Annotated in this window: 16 protein-coding genes and 2 tRNA genes; 4 read left to right on the top strand and 14 right to left on the bottom strand. The window is 62.7% G+C overall.

Features of this window, described 5'->3' with window-relative positions; all coding sequences use genetic code 11:
- Window positions 1-38 precede the first annotated feature (38 nt).
- From D8M36_RS05355 to D8M36_RS05325, 7 genes are all read right to left on the bottom strand, one after another.
- Window positions 39-383, bottom strand: a complete 345-nt coding sequence (locus tag D8M36_RS05355; protein WP_126847303.1) for a chorismate mutase — start codon at window positions 381-383, stop codon at window positions 39-41.
- 52 nt (window positions 384-435) lie between these two features.
- Window positions 436-1,740, bottom strand: coding sequence for an ATP-dependent Clp protease ATP-binding subunit ClpX (clpX, locus tag D8M36_RS05350; RefSeq protein ID WP_065248296.1), 1,305 nt, complete (start codon window positions 1,738-1,740; stop codon window positions 436-438).
- A gap of 134 nt (window positions 1,741-1,874) precedes the next feature.
- Window positions 1,875-2,531, bottom strand: a complete 657-nt coding sequence (locus D8M36_RS05345) for an ATP-dependent Clp protease proteolytic subunit (RefSeq protein ID WP_126847301.1) — start codon at window positions 2,529-2,531, stop codon at window positions 1,875-1,877.
- Between the two features lie 27 nt (window positions 2,532-2,558).
- A complete protein-coding gene (locus D8M36_RS05340) occupies window positions 2,559-3,143 on the bottom strand; it encodes an ATP-dependent Clp protease proteolytic subunit (RefSeq protein WP_065248815.1) in 585 nt (194 codons plus the stop codon).
- A 137-nt stretch (window positions 3,144-3,280) separates the two neighbouring features.
- Complete coding sequence (locus D8M36_RS05335; protein ID WP_126847299.1) at window positions 3,281-4,528, bottom strand: alpha-amylase family glycosyl hydrolase; 1,248 nt, start codon at window positions 4,526-4,528, stop codon at window positions 3,281-3,283.
- Between the two features lie 102 nt (window positions 4,529-4,630).
- Window positions 4,631-6,163, bottom strand: coding sequence for a trigger factor (gene tig / locus D8M36_RS05330; RefSeq protein ID WP_161970211.1), 1,533 nt, complete (start codon window positions 6,161-6,163; stop codon window positions 4,631-4,633).
- A 74-nt stretch (window positions 6,164-6,237) separates the two neighbouring features.
- Window positions 6,238-6,311: transfer RNA gene (locus D8M36_RS05325), tRNA-Pro, on the bottom strand.
- A 187-nt stretch (window positions 6,312-6,498) separates the two neighbouring features.
- Here D8M36_RS05325 and D8M36_RS05320 point away from each other — a divergent pair.
- The 3 genes from D8M36_RS05320 (at window position 6,499) to D8M36_RS05310 (ending at window position 8,467) form a co-directional block, all read left to right on the top strand.
- A tRNA-Gly gene (locus D8M36_RS05320) sits at window positions 6,499-6,572 on the top strand.
- Window positions 6,573-6,827: 255 nt separating this feature from the next.
- Window positions 6,828-7,727 carry an ABC transporter ATP-binding protein gene (locus D8M36_RS05315; RefSeq protein ID WP_126847295.1) on the top strand — a complete coding sequence of 300 codons (900 nt, stop codon included), beginning with the start codon at window positions 6,828-6,830 and terminating at the stop codon, window positions 7,725-7,727.
- The gene (locus tag D8M36_RS05310) at window positions 7,724-8,467 is read left to right on the top strand and encodes an ABC transporter permease (RefSeq protein ID WP_126847293.1); all 744 of its coding nucleotides are present in this window, start codon (window positions 7,724-7,726) and stop codon (window positions 8,465-8,467) included. Before D8M36_RS05315 ends, D8M36_RS05310 begins: the two co-directional genes overlap by 4 nt.
- 8 nt (window positions 8,468-8,475) lie before the next feature.
- On the opposite strand, the gene D8M36_RS05305 is transcribed toward D8M36_RS05310, so the two are convergent.
- From D8M36_RS05305 to D8M36_RS05275, 7 genes are all read right to left on the bottom strand, one after another.
- The gene (locus tag D8M36_RS05305) at window positions 8,476-9,093 is read right to left on the bottom strand and encodes a sortase (protein WP_126847291.1); all 618 of its coding nucleotides are present in this window, start codon (window positions 9,091-9,093) and stop codon (window positions 8,476-8,478) included.
- A 4-nt stretch (window positions 9,094-9,097) separates the two neighbouring features.
- Window positions 9,098-15,559, bottom strand: a complete 6,462-nt coding sequence (locus D8M36_RS05300; protein WP_126847289.1) for a prealbumin-like fold domain-containing protein — start codon at window positions 15,557-15,559, stop codon at window positions 9,098-9,100.
- On the bottom strand, window positions 15,552-16,673 hold the full coding sequence (locus D8M36_RS05295; RefSeq protein WP_126847287.1) for a Cna B-type domain-containing protein: 1,122 nt from the start codon (window positions 16,671-16,673) through the stop codon (window positions 15,552-15,554). Before D8M36_RS05295 ends, D8M36_RS05300 begins: the two co-directional genes overlap by 8 nt.
- Window positions 16,670-17,581: a class C sortase gene (locus tag D8M36_RS05290; RefSeq protein WP_126847285.1), complete on the bottom strand. Its 912-nt coding sequence runs from the start codon at window positions 17,579-17,581 to the stop codon at window positions 16,670-16,672. The genes D8M36_RS05295 and D8M36_RS05290 overlap by 4 nt, the downstream gene beginning before the upstream one ends.
- Before the next feature lie 14 nt (window positions 17,582-17,595).
- Window positions 17,596-19,302, bottom strand: coding sequence for an isopeptide-forming domain-containing fimbrial protein (locus tag D8M36_RS05285; protein ID WP_126847284.1), 1,707 nt, complete (start codon window positions 19,300-19,302; stop codon window positions 17,596-17,598).
- A gap of 201 nt (window positions 19,303-19,503) precedes the next feature.
- Window positions 19,504-20,277 carry a signal peptidase I gene (lepB, locus tag D8M36_RS05280; RefSeq protein WP_126847282.1) on the bottom strand — a complete coding sequence of 258 codons (774 nt, stop codon included), beginning with the start codon at window positions 20,275-20,277 and terminating at the stop codon, window positions 19,504-19,506.
- Window positions 20,278-20,378: 101 nt separating this feature from the next.
- On the bottom strand, window positions 20,379-21,749 hold the full coding sequence (locus D8M36_RS05275; protein ID WP_161970210.1) for an MFS transporter: 1,371 nt from the start codon (window positions 21,747-21,749) through the stop codon (window positions 20,379-20,381).
- 98 nt (window positions 21,750-21,847) lie between these two features.
- Here D8M36_RS05275 and D8M36_RS05270 point away from each other — a divergent pair, with 98 nt between their 5' ends.
- Window positions 21,848-22,531 carry an NAD(P)H-binding protein gene (locus tag D8M36_RS05270; RefSeq protein ID WP_126847278.1) on the top strand — a complete coding sequence of 228 codons (684 nt, stop codon included), beginning with the start codon at window positions 21,848-21,850 and terminating at the stop codon, window positions 22,529-22,531.
- The last annotated feature ends 44 nt before the right edge of the window (window positions 22,532-22,575 follow it).

Raw genomic sequence — 22,575 nt, 5'->3', positions numbered from 1 at the left:
GCGCTGGTGCTCGGCCGTTCCGTGCGGAGAGCGCGGCGCTACTTCTCCGCCGCGATCTGCTCGTGGTGGCGGATCACCTCGGTCACGAGAAAATTGAGGAAGCGCTGCGTGAACACCGGGTCGAGCCCGGATTCTTCGGCGAGGCGCGTGAGGCGCTCGACCTGGTGCTTTTCACGATCCGGATCGCCAGCGGGTAGGCCGTGCTCAGCCTTGAGTGCCCCGACGGCCTTCGTGAACTTGAAGCGTTCAGCGAGCAGATGCACGAGGGCCGCATCAATGTTGTCAATTGATTGGCGGTGCTGGCCGAGGAGCTTGCGAGCGCGGGCGATGTGTTCGTTGGTGACGTGGGCGCCGGCGCTCGGCGTCGCGGGAGTATCGTTCATGCGCTAAGCCTTGCAGGCCGGGCGGCACGAGTAAAGCGTGTCGACGAGAAAACTAGGCGCTACGGCGGCGCTTCTTCTCGCCGGCCTCACTCGAGTCAGCGCGCGTGAGCATGAGCGGCTCGCGGCCTTCGGTCACGACCGCCTCGGTAATCACGATCTTGACGACATCCTCGCGCGAGGGCACCTCGAACATGACCGGCTGGAGGATTTCCTCCATGATTGCGCGCAGGCCGCGCGCACCCGTACCACGCTCAAGAGCGCGATCCGCAATGGCCTCAAGGGCGAGCGGTTCGAAATCGAGCTCGACCTCGTCGAGGGCAAACATCTTTTGGTACTGCTTCACGAGCGCGTTCTTCGGCTCGATGAGAATGCGCGTGAGGTCCTCGCGGTCGAGGTTCGTCACGGAGGTCAGCACGGGAAGGCGGCCAATGAATTCGGGGATGAGCCCGAATTTCAGGAGGTCCTCGGGAAGGAGCTTCGCGTAGATTTCCTGCTCGTCGAGCGGGGTGTGAAGCTGGCTGCCGAAGCCAATGCCGCGTTTTCCGGTGCGGTTGCTGATGATGTCCTCGATACCCGCGAATGCGCCCGCCACAATGAACAGCACGTTGGTCGTGTCGATCTGGACGTAGTCCTGCTGCGGATGCTTGCGCCCGCCCTGCGGAGGAACGGCCGAGACGGTGCCCTCGAGGATCTTGAGCAGGCCCTGCTGCACGCCTTCGCCTGAGACGTCGCGCGTGATCGACGGGTTCTCTGCCTTGCGGCCGATCTTGTCGATCTCGTCGATGTAGATGATGCCCCGCTCGGCGCGCTTGACGTCCCAGTCCGCGGCCTGGAGGAGTTTGAGAAGAACATTCTCAACATCCTCGCCCACGTAACCGGCCTCGGTGAGGGCGGTCGCATCAGCCATCGCGAACGGCACGTCGAGGAGCTTCGCGAGGGTCTGCGCGAGGTACGTTTTTCCGCAGCCCGTGGGGCCCACAACGAGCACGTTCGACTTCGCGACCTCGACCTCGTCGATGTCCGTGCCAATACCCGAATCTTTCGTTTCACTCGCGCGCACGCGCTTGTAGTGGTTGTACACGGCAACCGAAAGGGCCCGCTTCGCGGTTTCCTGACCCACGATGTGGGTCTCGAGGAAGTCGAAAATCTCGTTGGGTTTAGGGAGCTCGAGCTCCTTGGCTTGCTCTTCCTTCTTCTCGGCAGCCTCGGTCTCCTCAGCGATGATCTCGTTGCACAGCTCGATGCATTCTTCGCAAATGTACACGTGGGGTCCGGAGATGAGCCGCTCAACCTGCTTTTGCGACTTTCCGCAGAACGAGCACTTGTAAATCTCGCTCGAATCACCAATCTGTGCCATGGAGGAGTCCTTCCCGGGGAAGTTTTCGGGCGCTTGCCACACTAGCCGCCGCGAGGCAACGAAACGGGGAGGCACACCCACAAGCGTGTGTCGCTGTGGCGCACCTCCCCGGCCGTTTCATGCGCGTAGCGCGATTACTGGCCGATCTGGTCCTGCTCGCTACGGCGGGCGAGAACCTGGTCGATCAGGCCGTACTCGAGAGCGCCCTGTGCGGTGAGAATCTTGTCGCGCTCGATGTCACGGTGGATCTCGCCGCGGTCGCGGCCCGAGTGGTGGGCGAGGGTATCCTCGAGCCACTCGCGCATGCGGAGAATTTCATTGGCTTGGATCTCGATATCGGAAGCCTGGCCGCCACCCTGGCCGCCCATGGCCGGCTGGTGGATGAGGATACGGGCGTTCGGGAGGGCAAGGCGCTTGCCGGGAGCCCCGGCCGCGAGCAACACCGCGGCAGCGGAAGCCGCCTGGCCGAGGCACACGGTCGTCACATCAGGCTTGATGTACTGCATCGTGTCGTAGATCGCGGTGAGCGCCGTGAACGACCCGCCGGGGCTGTTGATGTAGAGCGTGATGTCGCGATCCGGATCCTGCGATTCAAGCACGAGCAGCTGCGCCATCACGTCGTCCGCGGAGGCATCGTCCACCTGGACGCCGAGGAAGATGATGCGATCCTCGAACAGCTTCGCGTACGGGTCCTGGCGCTTGAAGCCGTAGGCCGTGCGTTCTTCGTAGGTGGGCAGCACGTAGCGCGCGCTCGGCATGTGGCCGGCCTTCATGGAGGGTTCGAAAGTCATGGTGTACTCCTTTGAGGTTTCGCCGCGTCAGTTCTCGTCCATGCCGCCGTCGCCGGTCACGTCGCCGGCTGCGGAGACGATCCGGTCGATGAAGCCGTATTCGAGGGCTTCGGGGGCGGTGAACCAGTGGTCGCGGTCGCCATCGGCAATGATCTGCTCGACGCTCTTACCGGTCTGCTCGGCCGTGATCTCGGCCATCTGCTGCTTCATCGAGAGGATCAGATCGGCCTGGATCTTGATCTCCGAGGCGGTGCCACCAAGGCCACCGAGCGGCTGGTGCATGAGGATGCGCGTGTGGGGCGTCGCGAAGCGCTTACCGGGGGTGCCGGAGCTCAGCAGGAACTGGCCCATCGAGGCTGCCATGCCCATCGCGACCGTCACGACATCCGGCTTGATGTACTGCATCGTGTCGTAGATCGCCATGCCCGCGGTAATCGAACCGCCGGGGCTGTTGATGTAGAGGAAGATGTCCTTCTCCGGATCTTCCGCGGCGAGCAGGAGCAGCTTCGCGCAGATCGCGTTCGCGTTATCGTCGCGAACATCCGAACCGAGCCACACGATGCGCTCGCGCAGGAGCCGCTGGTACACGTTGTCATCGAGGCCAAGCGGCATTTCACCGGCCGCGTTCACGCTGTGCTGAGTCACGGTGCACTCCTTGTATCTTGAGGTTTCGTACCCTTCAACCTTAGCGAGCGTGAGGGTGCTTGGCGGCCCTGTTCGCCAGGGGCGCAGTTCCGACGCTTGCCTCGCTACAGCTGCGGCTGGGACCACAGCACGTCGCCGCCCGCCTCACGAATGGTCGCGCGGGGGCTTTCGTCGAGGGTGATCTCGACGTCGAGGAAGCGCTCTCCTCCATTTTCGTGCGCGCGATACGTCATTTTTTCGTTTGCGATGTCGAGGACCTCGGTGCGGGCGGTCACGAGCCACGGCTCGGCGCGGCGCACGCCGATGAGCCCGGCGATCGCCTCACGCATCGCGGGCCCTTCGCCAAAGAAGTCGCGTGGGGAATCGGGGAAGGCCTGGCGCACGTCATCGTCTCCCCCAACGCGCTCTTCCTTAATGCCGCGGAAGGCCTGTTCATCCCCGTAATAGAGGGCTGGGGTGCCACCGAGTGTGTAGAGGATCGCGTGGGCCGTGAGCGCGCCGTTGGCACCGAGTACGCTCGCGATGCGGCTCGTGTCGTGGTTGCCCACGAACGTCAGCGGCAGGAAGTGCTCGAGGAATCCGTTGTGGCGGCCAAGGGTCCATTCGAGCTCGAACAGATTCTTCTGCTCGATGCTCGAGTAGATCGCCTTCCACAGCTCGTACTCGGTCGCGGAATCAACTCCGGCATCTTTCACGAATGCGGCATAGTCGCCGTGGATGATTTCCGCGAAGAAGAACGCTTCGGGGAAGTCACGGCGAAGGCCGGGGATGATGTCACTCCAGAAACTCGGAGGAACCGAGTAGGCGGCATCGAGGCGCCAGCCATCGATCCCTCGCTCGAGCCAGAAACGCATCACGTGCTCGATGCGGTCCTTTGCAGCCGCACTGTCGTGGTTGAAGCGAGCAAGCTCCCCGTGCCCTTCCCACACGCGCGGTGCCGGGCCGCCCTCGGCGTGCATGTCGATGTCGAATTCGCGGCCGCTCGCGTCGGCAGCGGGATTTTCGAGTTCGCGGCGAAGCGGCGCGAAATCGGTCGAGACGTGCGAAAACACGCCGTCGAGGAGCACGCGGATCCCCCGCTTTTTGCACGCGGCAAGGAAGCGATCGAAAGCGGCGTCGTCGCCAAGGCGCGGGTCGATCCTCAGGTAGTCGAGGGTGTCGTAGCCGTGGGTTTTGGAGGCGAAGATCGGGCCAAGCGCGATGCCGTTGAGGCCGAGTTCCTGCACGTAGTCAAGCCAGCTCGTGAGGTGGTCAAACCCTCGGCCCGTGCGCGAATCACCCTCGCGAATCGGGGCATCCGTGAAACCAAGCGGGTACACGTGCCACCACAGGGCGTGATCGATCCAAGCCATAACTGCCTCCTTCTTCGCGCGGCGCCGCGCGCTTTTAAAAGGGTAGCGGCCCCACCCTCGCTTTCGCGAAGAGGGGCCGCCCCACTAGGAGTGGTGCGGGATTTACTTATCCTCGCCCTTGTCCTCGGTCTTTTCAGCGGCCTTCTTCGTGGTCGCCTTCTTCGCAGGGGCCTTCTTGGCCGGAGCTTTCTTCGCCGGGGCCTTCTTGGCGGCCGGCTTCTTCTCAGCGGTCTTCTTGTCCGCGGACTTCTTTTCGGTCGTCTTCTTCGCGGCGGGCTTCTTGGCAGCGGCCTTCTTGGCGGCCGGCTTCTTCTCACCCTCAGCCTTAGCATCCTCGTCAGCCGAGGAAGCGTCGGACTCCTTGCCCTTCGAAAGGCCCAGGTCCAGAACCTTGCCCTCGGTCGACTTGACGGTCACCTCGGCGAGCACATCATCGAGAGCCTTCGAACGCTGCACCTCGCCGAAGATCTGTTCGAGCTGGCCGCCCTGGGCGACAGCCTGGAGGAACGTGTTCGGGTCCATGCCGTACTGCGCGGCCATCTGGGACATGAAGCTCATGAGGTCTTCCTGGCCCACCTCAACCTCGCGCGTTTCGAGGATCGCGTCGAGGAGGAACTGCGCACGGATCGCCTTGACCGTGTCGTCCTTGATTTCCTCGCCGTGCGGATCGTCAGCGCTCTTGCCCTCGTTTTCGAGGTGCGCCTCGATCTCGTCCTTCACGAGCTGCTCGGGAACCTCGACCTCGATGTCCTCGAGGAGCTTTTCGATGAGCGCGTTACGGGCGAGCGCCACGCGGTTGCCCTCGGCGTCCTTCTCTGCCTGCGCCTTGAGATCGGCCTTGAGCTCGTCGATGGTGTCGAATTCGGAAGCGAGTTCGGCGAATTCATCGTCAGCCTCGGGAAGCTCGCGCACCTTCACGCTCTGCGCGGTCACGGTGATCTGTGCTTCCTCGCCGGCGCGGTCGCCACCGGCGAGCTTCGACGCGAAGGTCGTGGTCTCGCCAGCCGAGAGGCCAATGAGGGCCTCGTCGAGGCCGTCGAGCATGTTGCCCTCGCCGATGTTGTACGACACGCCTTCGACGGTGTCGATCTGCTCGTCATCGATCTTCGCGACCATGTCGATCGACACGAAGTCGCCATCTTCGGCGGGGCGGTCCACGCCCTTGAGGGTGCCGAAGCGCTCACGCAGCGCGGTGAGGCGCACGTCCACGGCGTCGTCGTCAACCGTGGGCTCTTCGATCTCCACCTCGAGGTCAGCGAAGGTGGGCAGTTCGATTTCGGGGCGCACATCCTGCTCGATCACGAAAACAAGGTTGCCCTCTTCCGAGCCGTCGAGGCCCGGAACTTCCGTGACCTCAACCTCGGGGCGGCCCGCCGGCTTGAGCTCGGCCTCGGCCGCAGCCTGCTGGTAGTAGCCCGGAAGCGCGTCGTTCACGGCTTCCTGGATGATCGCGGGCTTACCGAAACGCTGCTCGATGAGCGACGTAGGAACCTTGCCCTTGCGGAAGCCGGGAAGCTGCACATCCTTGGCAATCTTCTTCGCGGCCTGATCGATCGCGGGCTTCAGTTCCTCGAAAGGAACCTCAACGTTGAGCTTCACGCGGGTGGCGCTCAGCTTCTCGACTGCAGTCTTCACGTGCAAGTCTCCTCGTGGTAGTTCTCGTATTTCAAAGTCGGTAACCGGGGCGCCGTGAGGCGGCCCCTGCGACGTCGGGATGACAGGATTTGAACCTGCGACCTTCCGCTCCCAAAGCGGACGCTCTACCAAGCTGAGCTACATCCCGGTCGAGGCCGTGCGGCCATCGAAGGCCGATGAGGCAACCCCACCAAGTTTACCCGCCTCCACCTGAGGGCGCTCGGGCATCGCTCGCGTGATGTGACGAGATACATGCGCGCCCCGGCCCGTACTCGCCTTGGGGCATGGCGCAGTATGTGGCAAGATGGATCCCTGAAGCGCTTCGAGCGCTTTTCGCGGACGTAGCTCAATGGTAGAGCCTCAGTCTTCCAAACTGATTACGCGGGTTCGATTCCCGTCGTCCGCTCCACTTCCTTCTCGAATTGCATAGAGGTTGTGGGGGTTTCACCCACGCTTAGCTCTCCTATCGCCTTCAACTGCGCACCTCGGTCGGCGCCACGCCCGCACCCTGCCCGCTTCACATCATTCGGCGTCAAACCCGTCACGCCTCCCCAAACCCCCGCAGCCCCTATGCAATTCCCGTGGGGCGGGAGGTCCCTCCCCGCACACGGCGCCGGCTCTTAGACTTAGATCACCCCCGTTGCTACGCGAGAAAGGCCGAGCGATGGCCACCGCTGTTTGTGCACGCGAACTCACCGTCACGATCGGCGAGAAACGTATTTTAAAGGATCTCAACCTCGATGTTGAGAAAGGTGCCTTCCACGGGATTATCGGCTCGAATGGGGCGGGCAAAACAACGCTGTTCGATACGCTCGTGGGTTTCCGCAAGGCCACGTCGGGCACGGTTCGGCTTCTCGATTCGAATCCTTGGCCGCGCGATCCGCAGTTGCTTCGGCGGATCGGTATTCAGCATCAGTCTCCGGCGTTTTTCACGAAGATGACTCTTGTGGAGCATGTGCGGGCTGTCGCGAGTATTTTCGATGTTCCTTCGGCGTATGTTGATGAGGTTCTCGAGGCGCTCAATCTTACGGCTGCGGCACACACGCGTTGCACGAAACTTTCGGGTGGTGAGCGGCAGCGCCTCGCGCTCGCCTCGGCTCTCGTGCATCGCCCGGAGGTGCTTTTTCTGGATGAGCCCACGGCGGGGCTCGATCCGGCCGCGCGTAAGTCGCTCGTGGAGCTGCTGCGGGACACGGAGTTCGGCACAATGACGGTGCTGTACACGACGCACTACCTCGAGGAGGCGGAGCGCTTGTGCGATGTGGTGTCGATTCTCGATCAGGGCCACGTGCTCGTGACGGATTCGCCGCGCTCCCTCATCACGAAGGCGAATCTTGGCACCACGGTGCTTTTGCCGGGCGCCCTGCACCAGGAGCAGCAGGTGCGGGCTCTGTTTTCGGGGGTCGAGAAGGGGTCCGACGCTCTCCTGGTGCGCACCGATGACGCAGCTTCGGCTTTTGCTCTCTTGACCCGCAACGGCATTGAGACGGCGGGTGCAGTGGTGAGTCAGGGAACTCTCGAGGACGTGTTTTTCTCGGTGACGGGGAGGGAGATTTCGCGATGAAAACGGTGCGTTCACTGAGCCGGGTGTTGCTCAAGACTGACCTTCGCGACACGTCAACGATTATCATGTCGTTCGTTTTTCCGCTCGCGCTTCTCGTGGTTTTGGTGCGCGCGTTTGGCACGATGCCGGAACTTCCCGGCATGGATTTTGTGTCGCCGATTTGTGTCAACGTGCTGGGTTTTGGCGTGGCGTACGTGGGGATTTTTGCGGGTGCTTTGCATATCGCGCAGTGGCGTGAAAATGGCATGGTGCAGGTGCTTCGCGCTTTTCCGCTCTCCACGGGGTCGATTCTTCTCGCGCAGGCGCTCGTGGGGGCGTGCCTTGCACTTATTCAAGCTGTATTGCTTATTGCTCTTGCGGTCACGCCGTGGATTGGCATGGAACTTTCCCCGTGGGCTCCGCTCGGAATCGTGCCGCTCGCACTCGGCTATCTCACGTTCTATTTCCTTGGCGTGCTTCTCGCAGTTTTCGTGCCGTCCCTCGCAGCGGTGTCGATGCTCGCGAACCTCATCATTGTTCCCCTCGGCTATGCGGGCGGGGCGATGATGCCAATTGAGCTTCTCCCAAGGTGGGTGCAGAACATTGCGCCGTACACGCCGTTTTTCCAGATGCGTGTGGCGCTCAGCAAGCCACTTATTGATCTTGGCACGTGGGGCGACGCGGGACTTGGCTGCGTGTATTTGCTGGTGGCGTCGGCTATTTTGCTGCCGCTTGCCCACCGGTTCTTCCGCTGGAAGTAAACCCGCAGCTAGTTTTCATTGAACACTGGCACGGCGGTCCCGCGAAGTACCCTGATTTCTTGCCCGCTGAACGTGTCGGCGAAGAGCGACACGTCCCACGGTTCGACCTTCTCGAGGATTTTTGCCTTCTCATCGCTTTTGACCGTCTCGATTGTGGCAACTTCGAAGGTGAACACTCTGCCGGTCACGTCGGTAATGGTGAACCGGTCACCGTCGGACGTTTCGGTGAGCCGCCCCAGTTGCCCGGCCGTGTTCGGCCCGCCAATCGCGAGTGTGCCGCGCTCGAGCACGCCGGCGTAGGCGCCGGGGCGGGGGCTTTCGGGGCGCCAGCTCGCGGTGATCGGGAGGCGCACGTCCAGGGAGGGGATCTCGAGGATTCCGACGTAGTCTTGGCCGTCAATGTTGACGACGGGGCTCGGCGTGCTTTCGCCTTCGGGAACGACGTTGGCGCTCGTGCGCTCGGTGGGGATGAGCGCATCGAGCTTGGCGAGGTCGCCGTGGGCGCTCTCGAGATCGCGGTTCTGCTGCACGTAGGCCCTTGCGACGAGGGCGATCGCGAGGATCGCGCCTGCGGCGAGGAGTACGCGCAGCAGAACCTTCGCTCTGGTGCGGGGTCTCGAGGTCACCTGTTTAGCGTACCGAACGCCTCCTCCAGTAGAGCCCGCCGATCGCGCCCGCGATCAGCAGCCCCGCGAGAGCGTAGCCCGGGCGGAAGCCGTCGCCGCCGGAATCGGGCAGCTCGTAATTCGGGAAGTTCTTGACCGTGACCACGGGAGCGGCAGCTCCCGCTTCGGGTTTGCTGATCTTCCGGAAATCGTCGCTCTTGGTGTAGCCCGCGGGTGCGGAAAGCTCCATCACCCAGTACGAGTCCTCTTTGAGCCCCGGGAGGTCGGCGTGACCGTTCCTGTCGGTCGTCACGACCTTCAAGGGATAGTAGCGCGTCTCGCCGTCCTTGATGATCTGGTTTTTGAACGATTCGGGAAGCGTGGCTTTGACCTTGTCGCTCTCGGCTTTGTTCGGCGTGAGAAGACCGAAGGTCGCGCCTTCGAGCGGGGCGCATTCTGTGTCCGTGGTGCAGTTGCCGCCATCAAGCTTGCGGATTGACGCGGCCCACTGGCCGTTACGGTTCACCGCGGTAAACTCCGGATTTTCGGCTTTGCGGTAGGTGAACGTCGTGTGGTTGCCGGTCACGCGCGGCTCACTCTCGGGCACAGCCTGTTCAATGCGCGCAAGCTCGGAGCCGTCGCTCGCAGCAATCTCGACGAGGGTGTACTGCGCCTTGTCTTCCCACTGCCACTTGGTATCCGTGGGCTTCCAAGCCTTGGCCTTAGCGTCGTACTGGAACGTCGTTCCGGGCAAGATCGGCAACGCCTTGGATGCGGTTTCGCCCTTGGCAACGGTCCGCTCGACGAGGGCCACCTGGCGCTTCTCGTCGGCAAGCGCCTGCGCGAGGCTCTTGCCCTCGAGCTGCGCCGGCGTCAGCGCCTGCCCGGAATAGACGAGGAACTGGTACGTCGAATCACCCGCAGCCGTACGCGGCGCTCCCTTTTCATCGACGAGCACTTTCGCGAGCGTGGGTGCCGACGGGATGCGCACGCCCACCTTGAGCGGGATGGACGACAGCGTGAGGGTGCTGGATCCCGGTGCGAGGTAGCGGTAGCCGAAGGTATTCCACGCAATCTCTCCGGGCTTCGCATCGGCATCGTCGGGAATCTTCGAATCGAAGCTCACACGGAGGGTGCCGTTGCCGGGGATGACGCCCGCATCATCAGCAAGGCTGATGCGCATGGAACGCATGGAGCTCATATCAGCGGGCTTAGACAACCACGCACCAGAGGCGGTGCTCCCGGCCCAATCCTCGTCGGTGAAACCTGTTTTTTTAGAAAAATCGATGCTGTACTTCGACGGGTCAATCGCACGCAGGACGTTGCCGTCCTTGTCAACGAGTTCCACCTTGAGGTTCAGCTGATCGCCAAAGGCAGTCTTGAATTCACTCAGGCGTTCGGGCGCCGTCGCAAACGTGTACTGGTCGTCCATCTGCGGAAGGTTGTTGATGAGCACCATCTTGTTGATGGGCTCGCTCTTCTTGTTCGTCACGTTCATCTCGTAACGGAACACCGAGTCCTTCGAGGGAAGCGTGATGTAGTTCGGGTCGCTTACCGACGTCGCATCGTTGTCAGCATCCGCGACCTCGACGACCCGCTCAATCGACTTGGTGAACAGGTCATCCGCAATCGGAATCTGGGCCACCGACTGTACCGATGGCTGATCCTGGTACACCTTGGGCGCCGATTGCGGGGTGCCGTAGCTGTTGTACTTCAAGTACTCCTCTGCGGCCTTGACCGTCTGCTTCGTCACGGAGCCGTGCTCTACAGCCCGCGGATCCCAGTCCTTCGACAGGGGCGTCAGATAGCCGGTGTTGAACGCGACGCGATAGTCCTGCTTGGCGCTCGCCTTCCGCTTGCCGTTCACGACAAGCACGGCCTTTCCGCCGGGCTCGAGCGGCATCCCGGAGAACGCGTTGCCGCGACCCGGCGGGCGCACGCCTTCGCTGTCGATGGGTGCGCGGACGTCGAGGCGCACGCCACCGCCCTCCGGCACCGAGCTGAGCGAAACATAGATCTGCGGGTGCAGGAAGTTGGCGGGGTACTTCAGGACCTGCGCCTTTCCATCGACGGTCAACGTAGTCGTGACCTCGCTGAAGTACGGTGCCGTATAGGTGATCTTCACCGATTTCTTGCCGTTGCTATCGGTGCTCCATTTCCCGAAAGTGAAGAGAGTGGTGTCATAGCTCCCAGTGCTCTTCTTACCGTTGGCATCCTCGGTATGGAACTGCACGGGGCCGGTGAATTCGTAGTGCTCATCGAGCACATCTGACATCACATAGTCGGAGATCGGCACCGTCGAATCGTTATGGCCGGTGACCGTCCACTCCAGCGTGTCTTCGTAGCCCGCGTACTCAGGCCCATCCACGCGTTTACCGAGCGCTGATTTCGCGGTGACCTGCTTGGTCACCCCGGGAACGAAAAGCTTGCGCTGCACGTCGACTGTGGACACAAGCCACTGCTCGCCGTCTTTGCCACTCATGCCGAGCTTGGCGGCGCCTGCACCGTCGACCACGTCGCGAGTACCGTCGTTCAGCGGGTTCTTTTTGAAGGCGTTGCTGGTAATCGTGACGTCAGGATTGACGCTCATGGGGTTCGCCATGCCGCCGTCGTGCGGCATACCCACCCAGTTGGTGGCGACATTCGTGAGCTTGCTCTTGTCGTCCACAAGGGCGAAGTATCGGAACGCGAGGGTTTCGCCTGCGTTGAGGTAGTACTTCTGCTTGGCCTTGTCGTAGGAGAGGTTGGAGCCCTCACCAGAGTTGTCAATCTGGAACCTCACCTTACGCGGGCTACTCGGGTCCGTGCTCGCGTGAACGGTGCCGATCTTGGGTTTCGACGAGGTGCCGGAAACGGAAACCGGCACCTTGGAGGCGTCAGCCACCCAGTTCCAGGAGTTCATTCGATCCTGTTCGGTGGGGAACACGAGGTTGTGAGAAGATCCGCTCACATATGACTTTGTTGCGTCGGATCCGCCGAAGGTGAAGCCCTCGGGCAGCACGTCCTCGATGTCGTTGAGGTAGATGCGCGACGCACCGTCGTTGTGGAGCACGGCGTAGTACATGACGAACCCGCTCTGGTCCTCGTAGCTCGTGCGGCCGTCCTTGCTTCCGTCTACTTGCAGCACCTTGTCTTTCGGATTGGAGCTGCCGGAACAGGATGTTCCGCCGCTCGGCGAAACCTTGCAGATCGAGGTAAAGGGTTTCGCAGTGCCGTAGGAACCGGTGGACGAGACGCCCTTTTGCAACGTGGCCTGAAGCCCGCTCTCGAGGTAGTGCGAAACCTGCGACTTCGCGTCCTTCACGTACCAGGTGTTGTACAGCGTCTCGGAGCTGTACGCCCCCACATACTCCTGCCACTGATCGCCCGCAGGGAAGGTAAGCGTCACGTACCAGTACACATTGCCGGTGACGCTGAGCTTCAGGTCCTCGCCCCACACGATGTACTGCTGCGTGTCATCAGCCTTCTGATCGACAGGGTTCTTGTTCGTGATGCTCCAGCTCTTGAGGCTGCCGTGCTCCACCTTCACAGTGTTCTGTTCAGGGAACTCAATGTGCACGTTCGCCTTGGACCAGGGGCTGCCCTTGAGACTCTTCGGCAGGGCGTCGTAGATGTCCTTACCGGTGACGGTATATGGCTGCTCGCCGAACTGCGAGAGGCTCACCCGGTAGGTGACTGTCTCTCCGTCGGAGATCTTGCTCTGCTGCACCGTTGCGTCGTCGCTCAGGTTGGTGACGTTCTTCTTGTCCGTCACGATGCGCTTGTCAGAGCCGAGCTTCGAGATATTGAACGTCTTCGAATCGCTGGCCTGGAAGTCGCGGTGCCCCCCACGTCCAACGTTGATCACGTCGTCGCGTTTCACCCCTGCGTTCTTGTACCCCGCGACTTTCGGATCGGTGACCGCCTTGTAGCGCACGGAAATTACCGACGGGTTCTGGAAATCCTGCGAGGCGATGTACCAGTAGGTGTTGGTCTGGACTCCCTTGTCGCCAAGGTCCGTGATCTTGACGCGATCGGCCACGAAGATCTTCTCCGTCGTGCGTCCGCCGGCTTTCTCCTCGGCGCGGAACCGCACGCCTTGATAGGTGCCTGGCTTGCTCAGCACGTAGTACTGAGTGCCCTCCACCTCCATGGTGGGCAAGCCCTTTCCCGCAAGCGCCTTGTTCAGATCGACCTCTGCCAGCAGCACCTGGGCACCGGTGAGATCGTCGATGAGGGGCACTGAATCGTACGTCGCCTGCCCGCCCTTACGTTCGAGCGTCAAGGAGTAGTCCACGACGGTGCCAGCGGGAATCTCGGTGCCATTACTGGTCACTTCGCTACCGTTCACGAACGCATGCTTGGAGAGCTCGATCGCGTTCTCAATCTTCGCGACGTCTGGCACGTCCTTGCCGAGGTGCACGGTGTTCGTCGCATCCTCAGCAGTGAGATCGCCCGCCATGAAGTGGTCCTTGACGGTGGCCTTCACCACGCGCTGGATTTTTTCGCCACCGTTGATCGTGCCGTTCGGCAGGGCCCAGGTGAGGGTGTAGGTGGTTTTTGGCGTGACGATCAATGTCCCGAGCGCCTTCGAGAGCGCCGCTTCCGTCGCTTTCACCGTGGTGGGAGCGGCGCCGTCGCGCTTGACGGTGAGTGTGCCATCGGCCTTCTTCGTCACCGTGAAGTTATGGCTCTGGGATTTGACGCAGTCTTCCGACGTCTGCGCCGACGGGGTGACGCTACCCCCCGACGTGCCGGTTCGGCCGGCGACGGTGGCCGTGCACACTTCTACATTCTTGATGTCGATGGTGAGGGCGTCGCCACCGTCGGCTTTGAACATCTCGACCATCTGCGCGGGCGTCACGTAAAACGCCTTCGGGAGGGCGTCGACGATTTTGCCCTCGTCTTCACGACCCTCGTTGACCTTCCAGGGCGCGGTGCCCTGGTTTTCAGCAGTGATGGTGAAGTCGATGGGGTCACCGCGGAAGTACTGCTTGTTGCTGTCGTGCGACTTTGAAACTTTGGGCTCGACACCTTTTGCACGGATCGTGGCCGGCGCGTCAGCCTTGGTCGCTCTCTCCGCGCTGTGGCGGTATTTCGTCGTCACGTCCAGGTGGTTGGCAATCTCTACTTTGAATGAGCTATCCGGAGCCTGATCCCCACTCTTCACGAGCACGTTGTCCGCAAACTTCACGCGAAATGCGGGGCCATCAACCCTCGTAGTGGGAGTGGTGGGCGCGTGCGGCATCGTGATGGTGATGGTCCGGAAATCTTTCGAGAATTCGTACCTGAATTTGCCGTTTTCGTTGTGATCGCCAGGGTTATACACCGTGAGCACGGGCGTACCGCCGGCGACCAGGGTGTTGAAATACGCATACCCATTGCTCTGGCCGGGGTATTCGGTAGTAAACCAATCGAATCCTGTGCCATTCGACTTCTGGCCGCCACTGAGTTTGGAACCCAGCTTCTTCACGATGTCGGGGTTGATCTCAAAGCCTTCGGGAACGGTGAAGGTGTCCTTGTACACCATCTCCACGGCAGGATCTTCGCCGACATCGCCCTTCCAGGCGTTCTTGTTCTTCTCGTCAACGTTCCCGGCGAGAGTCGCGTCATCACGCTCGTTGTGGATGAGGTAGCGAAGGTTGTGGATGTAGTATCGGCCGCTCTTCGCGTCGTACGCCAAACTTGGATCGGTGGTGTCGCCCCACGTCTTCTTCGTGGTGTAGTTCGCGGCTTGAGTGGAATCGAGCAGCACCTTCTTCGCGTTGTACTCGGTTCGATCCACGCCCCACGTCGCTTGATGCACGCCGCACTCGGGAGCGCTCGCCTTCGCACCACGCGCCTTGAGCTGCTCGGACGTCAGTTCTTCCACCCACGACTTGAGGGTGCCTCCCGCGGATTTCGCGGGATACGCGGCTTGCACATCGAGCGCGAACGTTTCGCCAACCTCGGCAGCGGGCACCTCGATGTAGTACACGAGTCCGTTGCCGTCGGCCTTCTTCAGCGTGTACTTATTCTTCTGCGCTTCACGCTGCTGGTAGTAGGTTTCGCCAACCTCGAGCTTGGTCTTGGAGTCGCCCGCAACGAGATATGGGAGCTCAGTTTCGCCCTGCTTCGCATTCGCAAACTCAAAGTAGATGCGGAAGGTGCGGTCGTCGTTCGCGGTCGTGTTCGAGATGCCGAACCGCTGCCCGTAGCCCTCGCCGCTCCAACGCTGCGAGACCTTCTTGACGATGGCGTCGGTCTTGATCGTCTCTTCGTTCTTCTCAGCGCCGGTGCGCTGATCGATGACCTCGATGGAAATGTCGCCGTCAGTGAGGTTGTGCATCACGGCGCCGCTTCCGGCGGTGCACTCCCCCACGCCAACGGCGTCAGCGTTTGCTCCGTCCACGGAGAAGGACGGCTGCGTGAGCCCGAGCATGGTGAGCATGAGGGTACATGCCGCAAGGAAGGCGGTGATGGAGCGCCAGGTGCTGCGCTGCTCTGCTTGGTGTCGCGCGTTAGTCATTGTGCGCTCCCTTCCGTGCGGTGCGTGCTCGCTGAGGGCGCGGTGCGCTCAGGGCGAGCATGGTGATGCCGAGAGTGCCAAGGAGTGCGGCGCTCAGCCAGTAGGTGCTGGGGTCGAAGCCCGTGCGTGGCAGCGGTGTCTTTTTCGGCGTGGGGGTTGGGGTCGGTTCCGGCGTCGTGGAGGGCGTCGGCTCCGGGGTCGGGGTGGGCGTTTCGCCGGGCGTGAGGGTGTTCGTGATGAGGAACGTTGCGCCTTCGCGGGTGTTGGTCACGGTGTAGGTGAGTCCGTCGAGTTTTTCGACGGCGGTCCACTCGGCACCGCTGGCGTCGCTCCACGTGTAGCTCCAGTTGTTCGCGGAGCTAAGGGTCACGGTTTCGGCGAGCGCACCGTTTTTGAAGAGGTCCACGGAGATGCTCGCGGGGCGCTGTTTTTCGGCGCCGCGGTCGCTCCAGTGCTTGACCACGCGGTATTCGCGCGGGCGTGGCTTCGTGCTCGCGTTGAACTTGGGCTTCACCACGACGTCGTAGGTGATCTGCCCTTCGGCGTCGCGTGCGGGGATCGACACGAGCGCGGGGGTGAAGGTGAGAGTTTCGGTGTTGCGTGCCGTTTCGCGAACGCGATCCTCGAGCACCACGAGGTACACGCCGGGCGTGAGGTGTTCGGCGCGGAACACTCCAGCATGATCGGTTGCGCCGGCAGCATCGGGGGTTTTTCCGGAGGTGGTCACGTAGTCGGCGAGGGTGCGGGCGAGAGTGGTCCAGGTGCCCTGCGTGAGGTCCCCGGTTCGGGTCACCTCTGCCCATCCGGTGCGCTCGAGCAGCGCGGCGTAGCCGGGTGCGGCGGGGAGGCCGCGTTTCGCTTCGGCAACGCGGTAGGCCGACGCTTGCACGCCCTCAATTGCTTCCCCGTTCGCGCGGTGAAGCTCGAGGGTGAGGGAGGAGTCGCGGGTCTCGTCTACCTGTCCGAGGTCGATGGCGGCGTTGCCACCGTCGGCATGAGCCGGCGCGGTGAGGGGAGCTAGGGCGAGCACGAGCGCAAGGGCGAGGAGCCCAAGGGCGCCGAGGCGCGCGAAGCGTGAGGCGGCGCCGGTTATGGCGCGCTGGAGGATGGTCATGAGGCGTTCCCCTCGCGTGAGGTCGTGGCGCGGGTGCGCTTGCGGCGTGAGTGCATCACGTAAAGCGCGCCCAGGCAGATGAGAATGGGGACGGACACGAACATGGACACGAGGACCGGGTCCATGCGCACGGCGTCCGCGGGAAGGTATTGGGATTCGACGTAGTCCACTCGGTGGCCACGCACGAGGAGGCGATGCGTGTTGATCGCGTACGGCGTGCACGTGATGAGGGTGACGTAGTCTTGCCCGTCGACGATCTCGAGGTCCTGAACTTCGTGCGGTTCGACGACACGGATCTGGTCGACTTGGTAGGCGAGGTTGCGGTCGAGCGTGTGGAGCACGAACACGTCGCCTTCGCTCATTTTGTCGAGGTTGGTGAAAAGCGTAGAAGTGGGAAGGCCGCGATGCCCGGAAAGGGCTACGTGGGTTCCTTCGCCGCCGCCGGGAAGCGAAGAGCCGGGAATGTGACCCACGCCGGCTTGAAGCACCGGATCTTCCACGGTGTGGTAGACCGGCAGGTCAACACCGATCTTGGGGATTTCGATGTGGCCCATCATTCCTGTGCCCGCGGGGTTGAGCAGCGAGTTGTACTCGGCGAGCTGGTCGTCACTGAGGTGGAAGCCCGCGGTGGAATTGCGGAGGCCCTCGTTGTAGGTGTCAACGTCGCGCCAGATTTGCGTGAAGTCGTCCGCGCTCATGTGCGCCACGGTGTCGTCGTAGCGCGCGATCGCACGGCCCTGGTTGAGGGAGTTCCAGTAGTCACTGATGGGTGGGTAGAGCAGAATGCCGAGCCCAAGAAGGAAAACGCCTGCGAGAAGAAGATCAGGCCAGCGCTTTCGCTTCTTGGGTGCGCGGGATTCCCGCCCGGCAGGTGCCGGGCGAGAATCCTGAGCGACATTCTCACTCATGCGCAATGAGACTCTCAGGCCTCAGCGCGCTTGCGGTTGCGAGCAACGATGCCGAAGCCAGCAAGCAGCATCACTGCGAGGCCGCCTGCGGTGAACAGCACCGTACCCATGCCACCGGTTGACGGAAGGTCCGAGCCGGAGGAGTTGGTGACGTTCTGCTTCATGGTCGCAGTCTGGAGGTCACCAGGGGCTCCCTTGCCGTCAACGGTCGCGAGGGAAAGCTCCGTGAGCTCGCCCTTGCCGTTCTCGTCTTCCTGGTGCTTAGCGCTGATGCCGAAGCGCATGTCGTTCGCCGGGAGCTGGTAGCCGGTCGGTGCCTTCGTCTCGCGAAGGGCGTAGTTACCGGCATCGAGACCCTTGAAGGAGAATGGGGCATCAGCCTTGGTCTTGACGGTGGTCGCTTCGTCCTGGTTCGTGGTCCAGCCGGTGACCTTCTCGTTTTTGTCGAGGATGGCGAATTCGCCGTTCTCGCTCGAGTCAAGCGAGCCGTCCTTCTTGTAGGTGAAGCCGCGGGTCAGCACGAACTCAGCACCGGAAAGCTTGTCTCCGGTCCACTGATCAACCTTGGTGTTCTCAACGGTGTAGGTGAACACCCAGGTGTGATCCTCGAGGGTCTCGCCTTCGTGGTCGCCTTCGCCCTCAAGGGCGCTCTTCTGGAAGTAGACAAGCGACTTGTTGCCATTGCCCTTGTCGTCGATCGCGGCCTTGTCGTTAAGCTTTGCCGTGTACTTGACGTCGATCTTCGAATCAGCGGTGGCGTTCGGGGCAGCCTTCTTGAGGTCAGCAAAGTCCACGGAGAAGGTCTTGCCGCCCGCATAGTGGCCCTCGGTGTCCGAAGCCGGCTTCACTGCGGAAACCGTGAAGCCTTCGGTGATCTTCTTACCGTCAACGAAAACCTCAACGTTCTGCGGGTCGTCGAAAGCCTTGGAGAGGGTGTCGCGGAAGCCGTACTTGTAGGTGTCGAAGTCGGCGTAGTTCGAGGGAAGCGTGCCGTGGAGAACGAAGGGCACGTCGTCGCCGATGTTGTAGTCGGCGGTCTCACCGGGCTCGCCGGTGGAGTTTTCCTCGACCTGCTTGTCGTGGCTGGGGACCGAGGTCTTCACGTCAACGGTCACCGGACCCACGACCTTGAGGATCGGGGAGGTGGCAGCCGTGACGTTCGCCGGGTCCCGGTCCACCACAACGTAGTAGCCAGCATCCACGGTCTTCGCCGTGTACTCGTAAATGCCCTTTTCGGTCTCCGACGGCGTGAGGGTGAAGTCTACCGGGGCGTACGAGCCGTCGCGCACGATGTGCTTCGCAACGATCTTCGAAAGCTTGGTGGCATCCGCCCCGGTGAGGCCGGAGAACTTCGCGGCGAGCTCGGCAGCGTTTTCTTCGCCGGTGATGGCCGCGAACGCCGGATCAGTCGAGTCGCCAAGCTCCTTGAGGAGCCCGCCCTTATCGATGCCCTCGCCCCACGAGATCATCGTGAGGCCGGTCGGCTCGGTCGGGTCTGCGCCCTCTTCGGGAAGCGGCGACTGCTGGCCCTTAAAGATCTGGTAGGCGGCGAGGTCCTGGTCGTGCTGCTTGGACTTGATCGTGATGGCCGGATCCTCGTCATTACCGACGGGAGCAGCGTGGGCGAGGGGCGAGACGAGCACAGCGAGCGCCGCGAAGAGTGCGACGAGAACGGTGAGCAGGCCTCCCTTCGCCACGTTGCGGTGAGCATGCGTAAACATGTGGTTCTTTTCCTATCTGTCGTAAGCGCACACGCCTCGTGCGCGCGGGGATATCGAAAGGTCACGCTCACCGGGGCGGGGGCTATTACGCACGGCCACTCGCGGCAGAGCATTTCGAGGTTATACCCAGAGTTACCGCGAGGCTAATTGTTCAGCAAATATTTATCGAATTGTTATGCAACTGTCCGAATGACAACCGTTTTAGTCGACCCACGTCACATGAGTCAGCGGCCACACGACGGCTTTCACGGTTCCCAGGACTTGATCCTCGGCAACGGTGCCGAGGTGCTCTGAGCGTGAATCGATCGACGTGCTGCGGTGATCGCCAAGCACGAAGTAGCGACCTTCGGGAACCTGATACGGGAAGGTGATGTCCACGTTGCCGCCCTCGCCGGGATCGAGCACGTAGCTCTCGTCGAGCTTCTCGCCGTTCACGATCACGCGGCCATCCTCCGCGAAGTCGATCCAGTCCCCCGGGAAGCCCACCACACGTTTGAGCAGAACCTTGTTGTTGTAGTAAAAGGCCACGATATCGCCGGTTTCGAGGCTCTTTGAATGCGTCGCAACCGCGAGGTCGCCGTCATGGAAAGTCGGCTCCATGGACGTGCCGCGTATTTGCAGCACGGAAAGGAAGAAGGTGGAAATAAGGATGCCCACGGCGGCCGTGACCACGGCAACTTCGAGCACGCGGCCGAGGATTTTCCAGCGGGAGCGGGCTTTGCGCGGGGCCTCGCTTGCGCCCTTCGCGCTCTGATTCGCGGGCTCCGAGCTGGTCTCACCGACGGTCTCGGCAGGCGCCGCAGCACGCTTACCTTTGCGGTGTGGCTCGGACGCATCGCCCCCGGCAGCCGGCTTCTCTTCATTCACTTTCGGGGCCGGCGCGCGGCGCTTCCCCTTCGGCTTATTCTCAACTGCATTGTTACCGAGATCGGGGCGAGGCTCGTTGGCATTCGCTGAGCCGCGATGAGTCGCCATGCGCGCCTTCCCTCTCCAGTGTCTCCGATTGCGTGGTAGCTATAAGAATAACCATGCGAGGCGCGGGAGTGCGCGCAGGCGAGTGCGCCGCTTGGCGCGAGTCACGGTAACTTCACGGGCGCGTACTCGGGAAGCACGCGATGCAGCCATGCGGCCCCACCCCACAGGAGCCCCGACGTGAGCAAAGCCGCCCACCCCACGGGCAACGCGAGCGTCACCAGCGACACGAGAAGAGGCGCCGAAAGCCGCCCCGCACCCATGAGCGTGTTCCAGCGGGCAAGGTCGCGCGTGCGCGTCGCGCTATTGGAAAGATCGATCCCGAGGGTCATCATGATCCCCGACCCGAGCCCGTTGCCAATCCCCGCAACAATCTGGGCGACAAGCAGCACCGCAAACCCGGCACCACCAGCCGAAAGGCCCGCCTCACCGAGCGCAAACGGCGCCGCGAGCGCAAAACCAAGCCCAAGGATGCTCATGCACGGCACGATCGCCGCGACCCTCCCCCAGCGATCCATGATCACGCCCGCCGGGTAAAACAGCAGAATCTCAATCGCGGCAGCAGTGCCGAAGATGAGCGTGACGTCCTTCTCCGTGAGCCCCATCGCCACCGCCATGAGCGGCACGATGATCGGCCGATTCGTGCGCGCCGCGGCAAGCGGCAACACCCCGAGCGCCACACGCAGCATGTCCCGAAACGTCAGTTGGCGCCCAAGGGCTCCGGTCACGGTCTCGGGTTCGCGAGGTTTTTCCACGGCGGCGGGCTTCGCCTCACCGCCTTCAGGTCCGACGATTGCCGGGCGAGCGTCGGACACTTTCTCTCCCGGCGACGCATCGCCCTCGAGCATGCGCGCCCACACGCACCACACCGCGACCGCCACAAGCAGGGAATAGAGGTAGAACACCCACGGGGCGTGCCCCACCCACAGCACTGCCGAGGAGAGAAGCGGACCGAGAATCTCACCGATGCGCACCGCGCCGCCGAAGGAGGTCATGCCCCGAGCGCGCACGCGCGGCGGAAGGTGAGTGCCAAGGTAAGCCTGGCGGCCAAGATTCCACACGATCATGCACGCGCCCTGCACCACGAGCGCGCCAATCAGCACCCATCTGTGCCACGCGGAAGGCGAGCCCGCGAGCGCATCCCCCACAACCGCCCCGAGACCGAGGTTGAGCACGATGAGCAAGGCCCCCGTCGCGAGGATCGCACGGCGCTCCCCCACGCGCGCCATGAGCTTGCCGGCGGGAACGGTGCCCACGACCGAAAGGATGCCCGCGATGAGGCCGAGGGCCGCGGCGCCCGACACGGAAAAGCCCATACGGATCGCGATGAGCGGGAGGATCGGCAAGATTGCGGCGTTGCCCGAGAACTGCAGCGCCGTAGGCACATACACGGGAAGAATGAGAGGCCTGAGCGCCGCGGCGGCTTCGGAGCTGCCGCGGCCGAGGTGCGGCGTGTGAGGCTCGTTTTTCGCCACACCCGCTCCTTCTTTCATAGACTCGCCACGAAGCGGCCCTCGCGCCGCATTCTCGCGCTTCCCGCCCGCGCGGCACGGCCGCGCAGAAAGATTCTGCCATGAGCACACCCGAGCACCGCGAAGTTCTCACGATCGTCGACGCCGCAAGTGCACTCGGCGACGCCCTCGTGAGCGAGTCCTACCTCGCCCTCAAAGGAAACGGCGAGGTTAAGGCCCTGAGCGCCCACCCGGAAAACCTCACACGATTTTCACGCGCGATCAGCTACGAGGCAATCCCCCACGACCTTGGCGAGTACGCCCTCACGCTCGGCGGCACGAGCGCCCTCCTGCTCGTCATCGAGAACAACAAAGAGGCCGAAGCCCTCACCACCCGAACAATCCGCGCGATGCGGCGCGCAGGCGTGAGGCGGCTCATCGCGGCAGCGCCCCTCGATGCCCTCGCCTACACCGTTCATGGCACGCGCGATGCCGAAGCTCCCCGCCGAGAGCGCCCCCTCACCGAAAGAGCAAAGAAGGCGTGGGCAAGCGTCGGAACCCCGGACCCCGGCCTCCTGGCTGCCCGCCGCGCCCTCGAGCTCGTGCGGCGCTCGGGCCTGAGCACCACCCTGCTTGTGCACCCGCCGATCCTCGTGGCCCCCGGTCCCGCCACCGTCACCCGAACCCCCGCCGCCTACGCCCCCACCGCGAGCGCCGAAATCACCGCCGCGAACGCCGCCCGCGCGATCTTTTCCGCCCGCACCGATTCCTCGATCGGCGCCGAAGACGTGCTGAGCGAAGGCTGAGTCGAGAGAAAAGTCAAAAATCCCGGCCCCCATGAGGAACTGTG

It is taken from the genome of Dermabacter sp. HSID17554 (genome assembly GCF_003989295.1).
In the GTDB taxonomy this organism is placed as follows: domain Bacteria; phylum Actinomycetota; class Actinomycetes; order Actinomycetales; family Dermabacteraceae; genus Dermabacter; species Dermabacter vaginalis.
The sequence above is the reverse complement of the archived record's forward strand: the minus strand, read 5'-3'. Positions and strand labels throughout refer to the sequence as shown.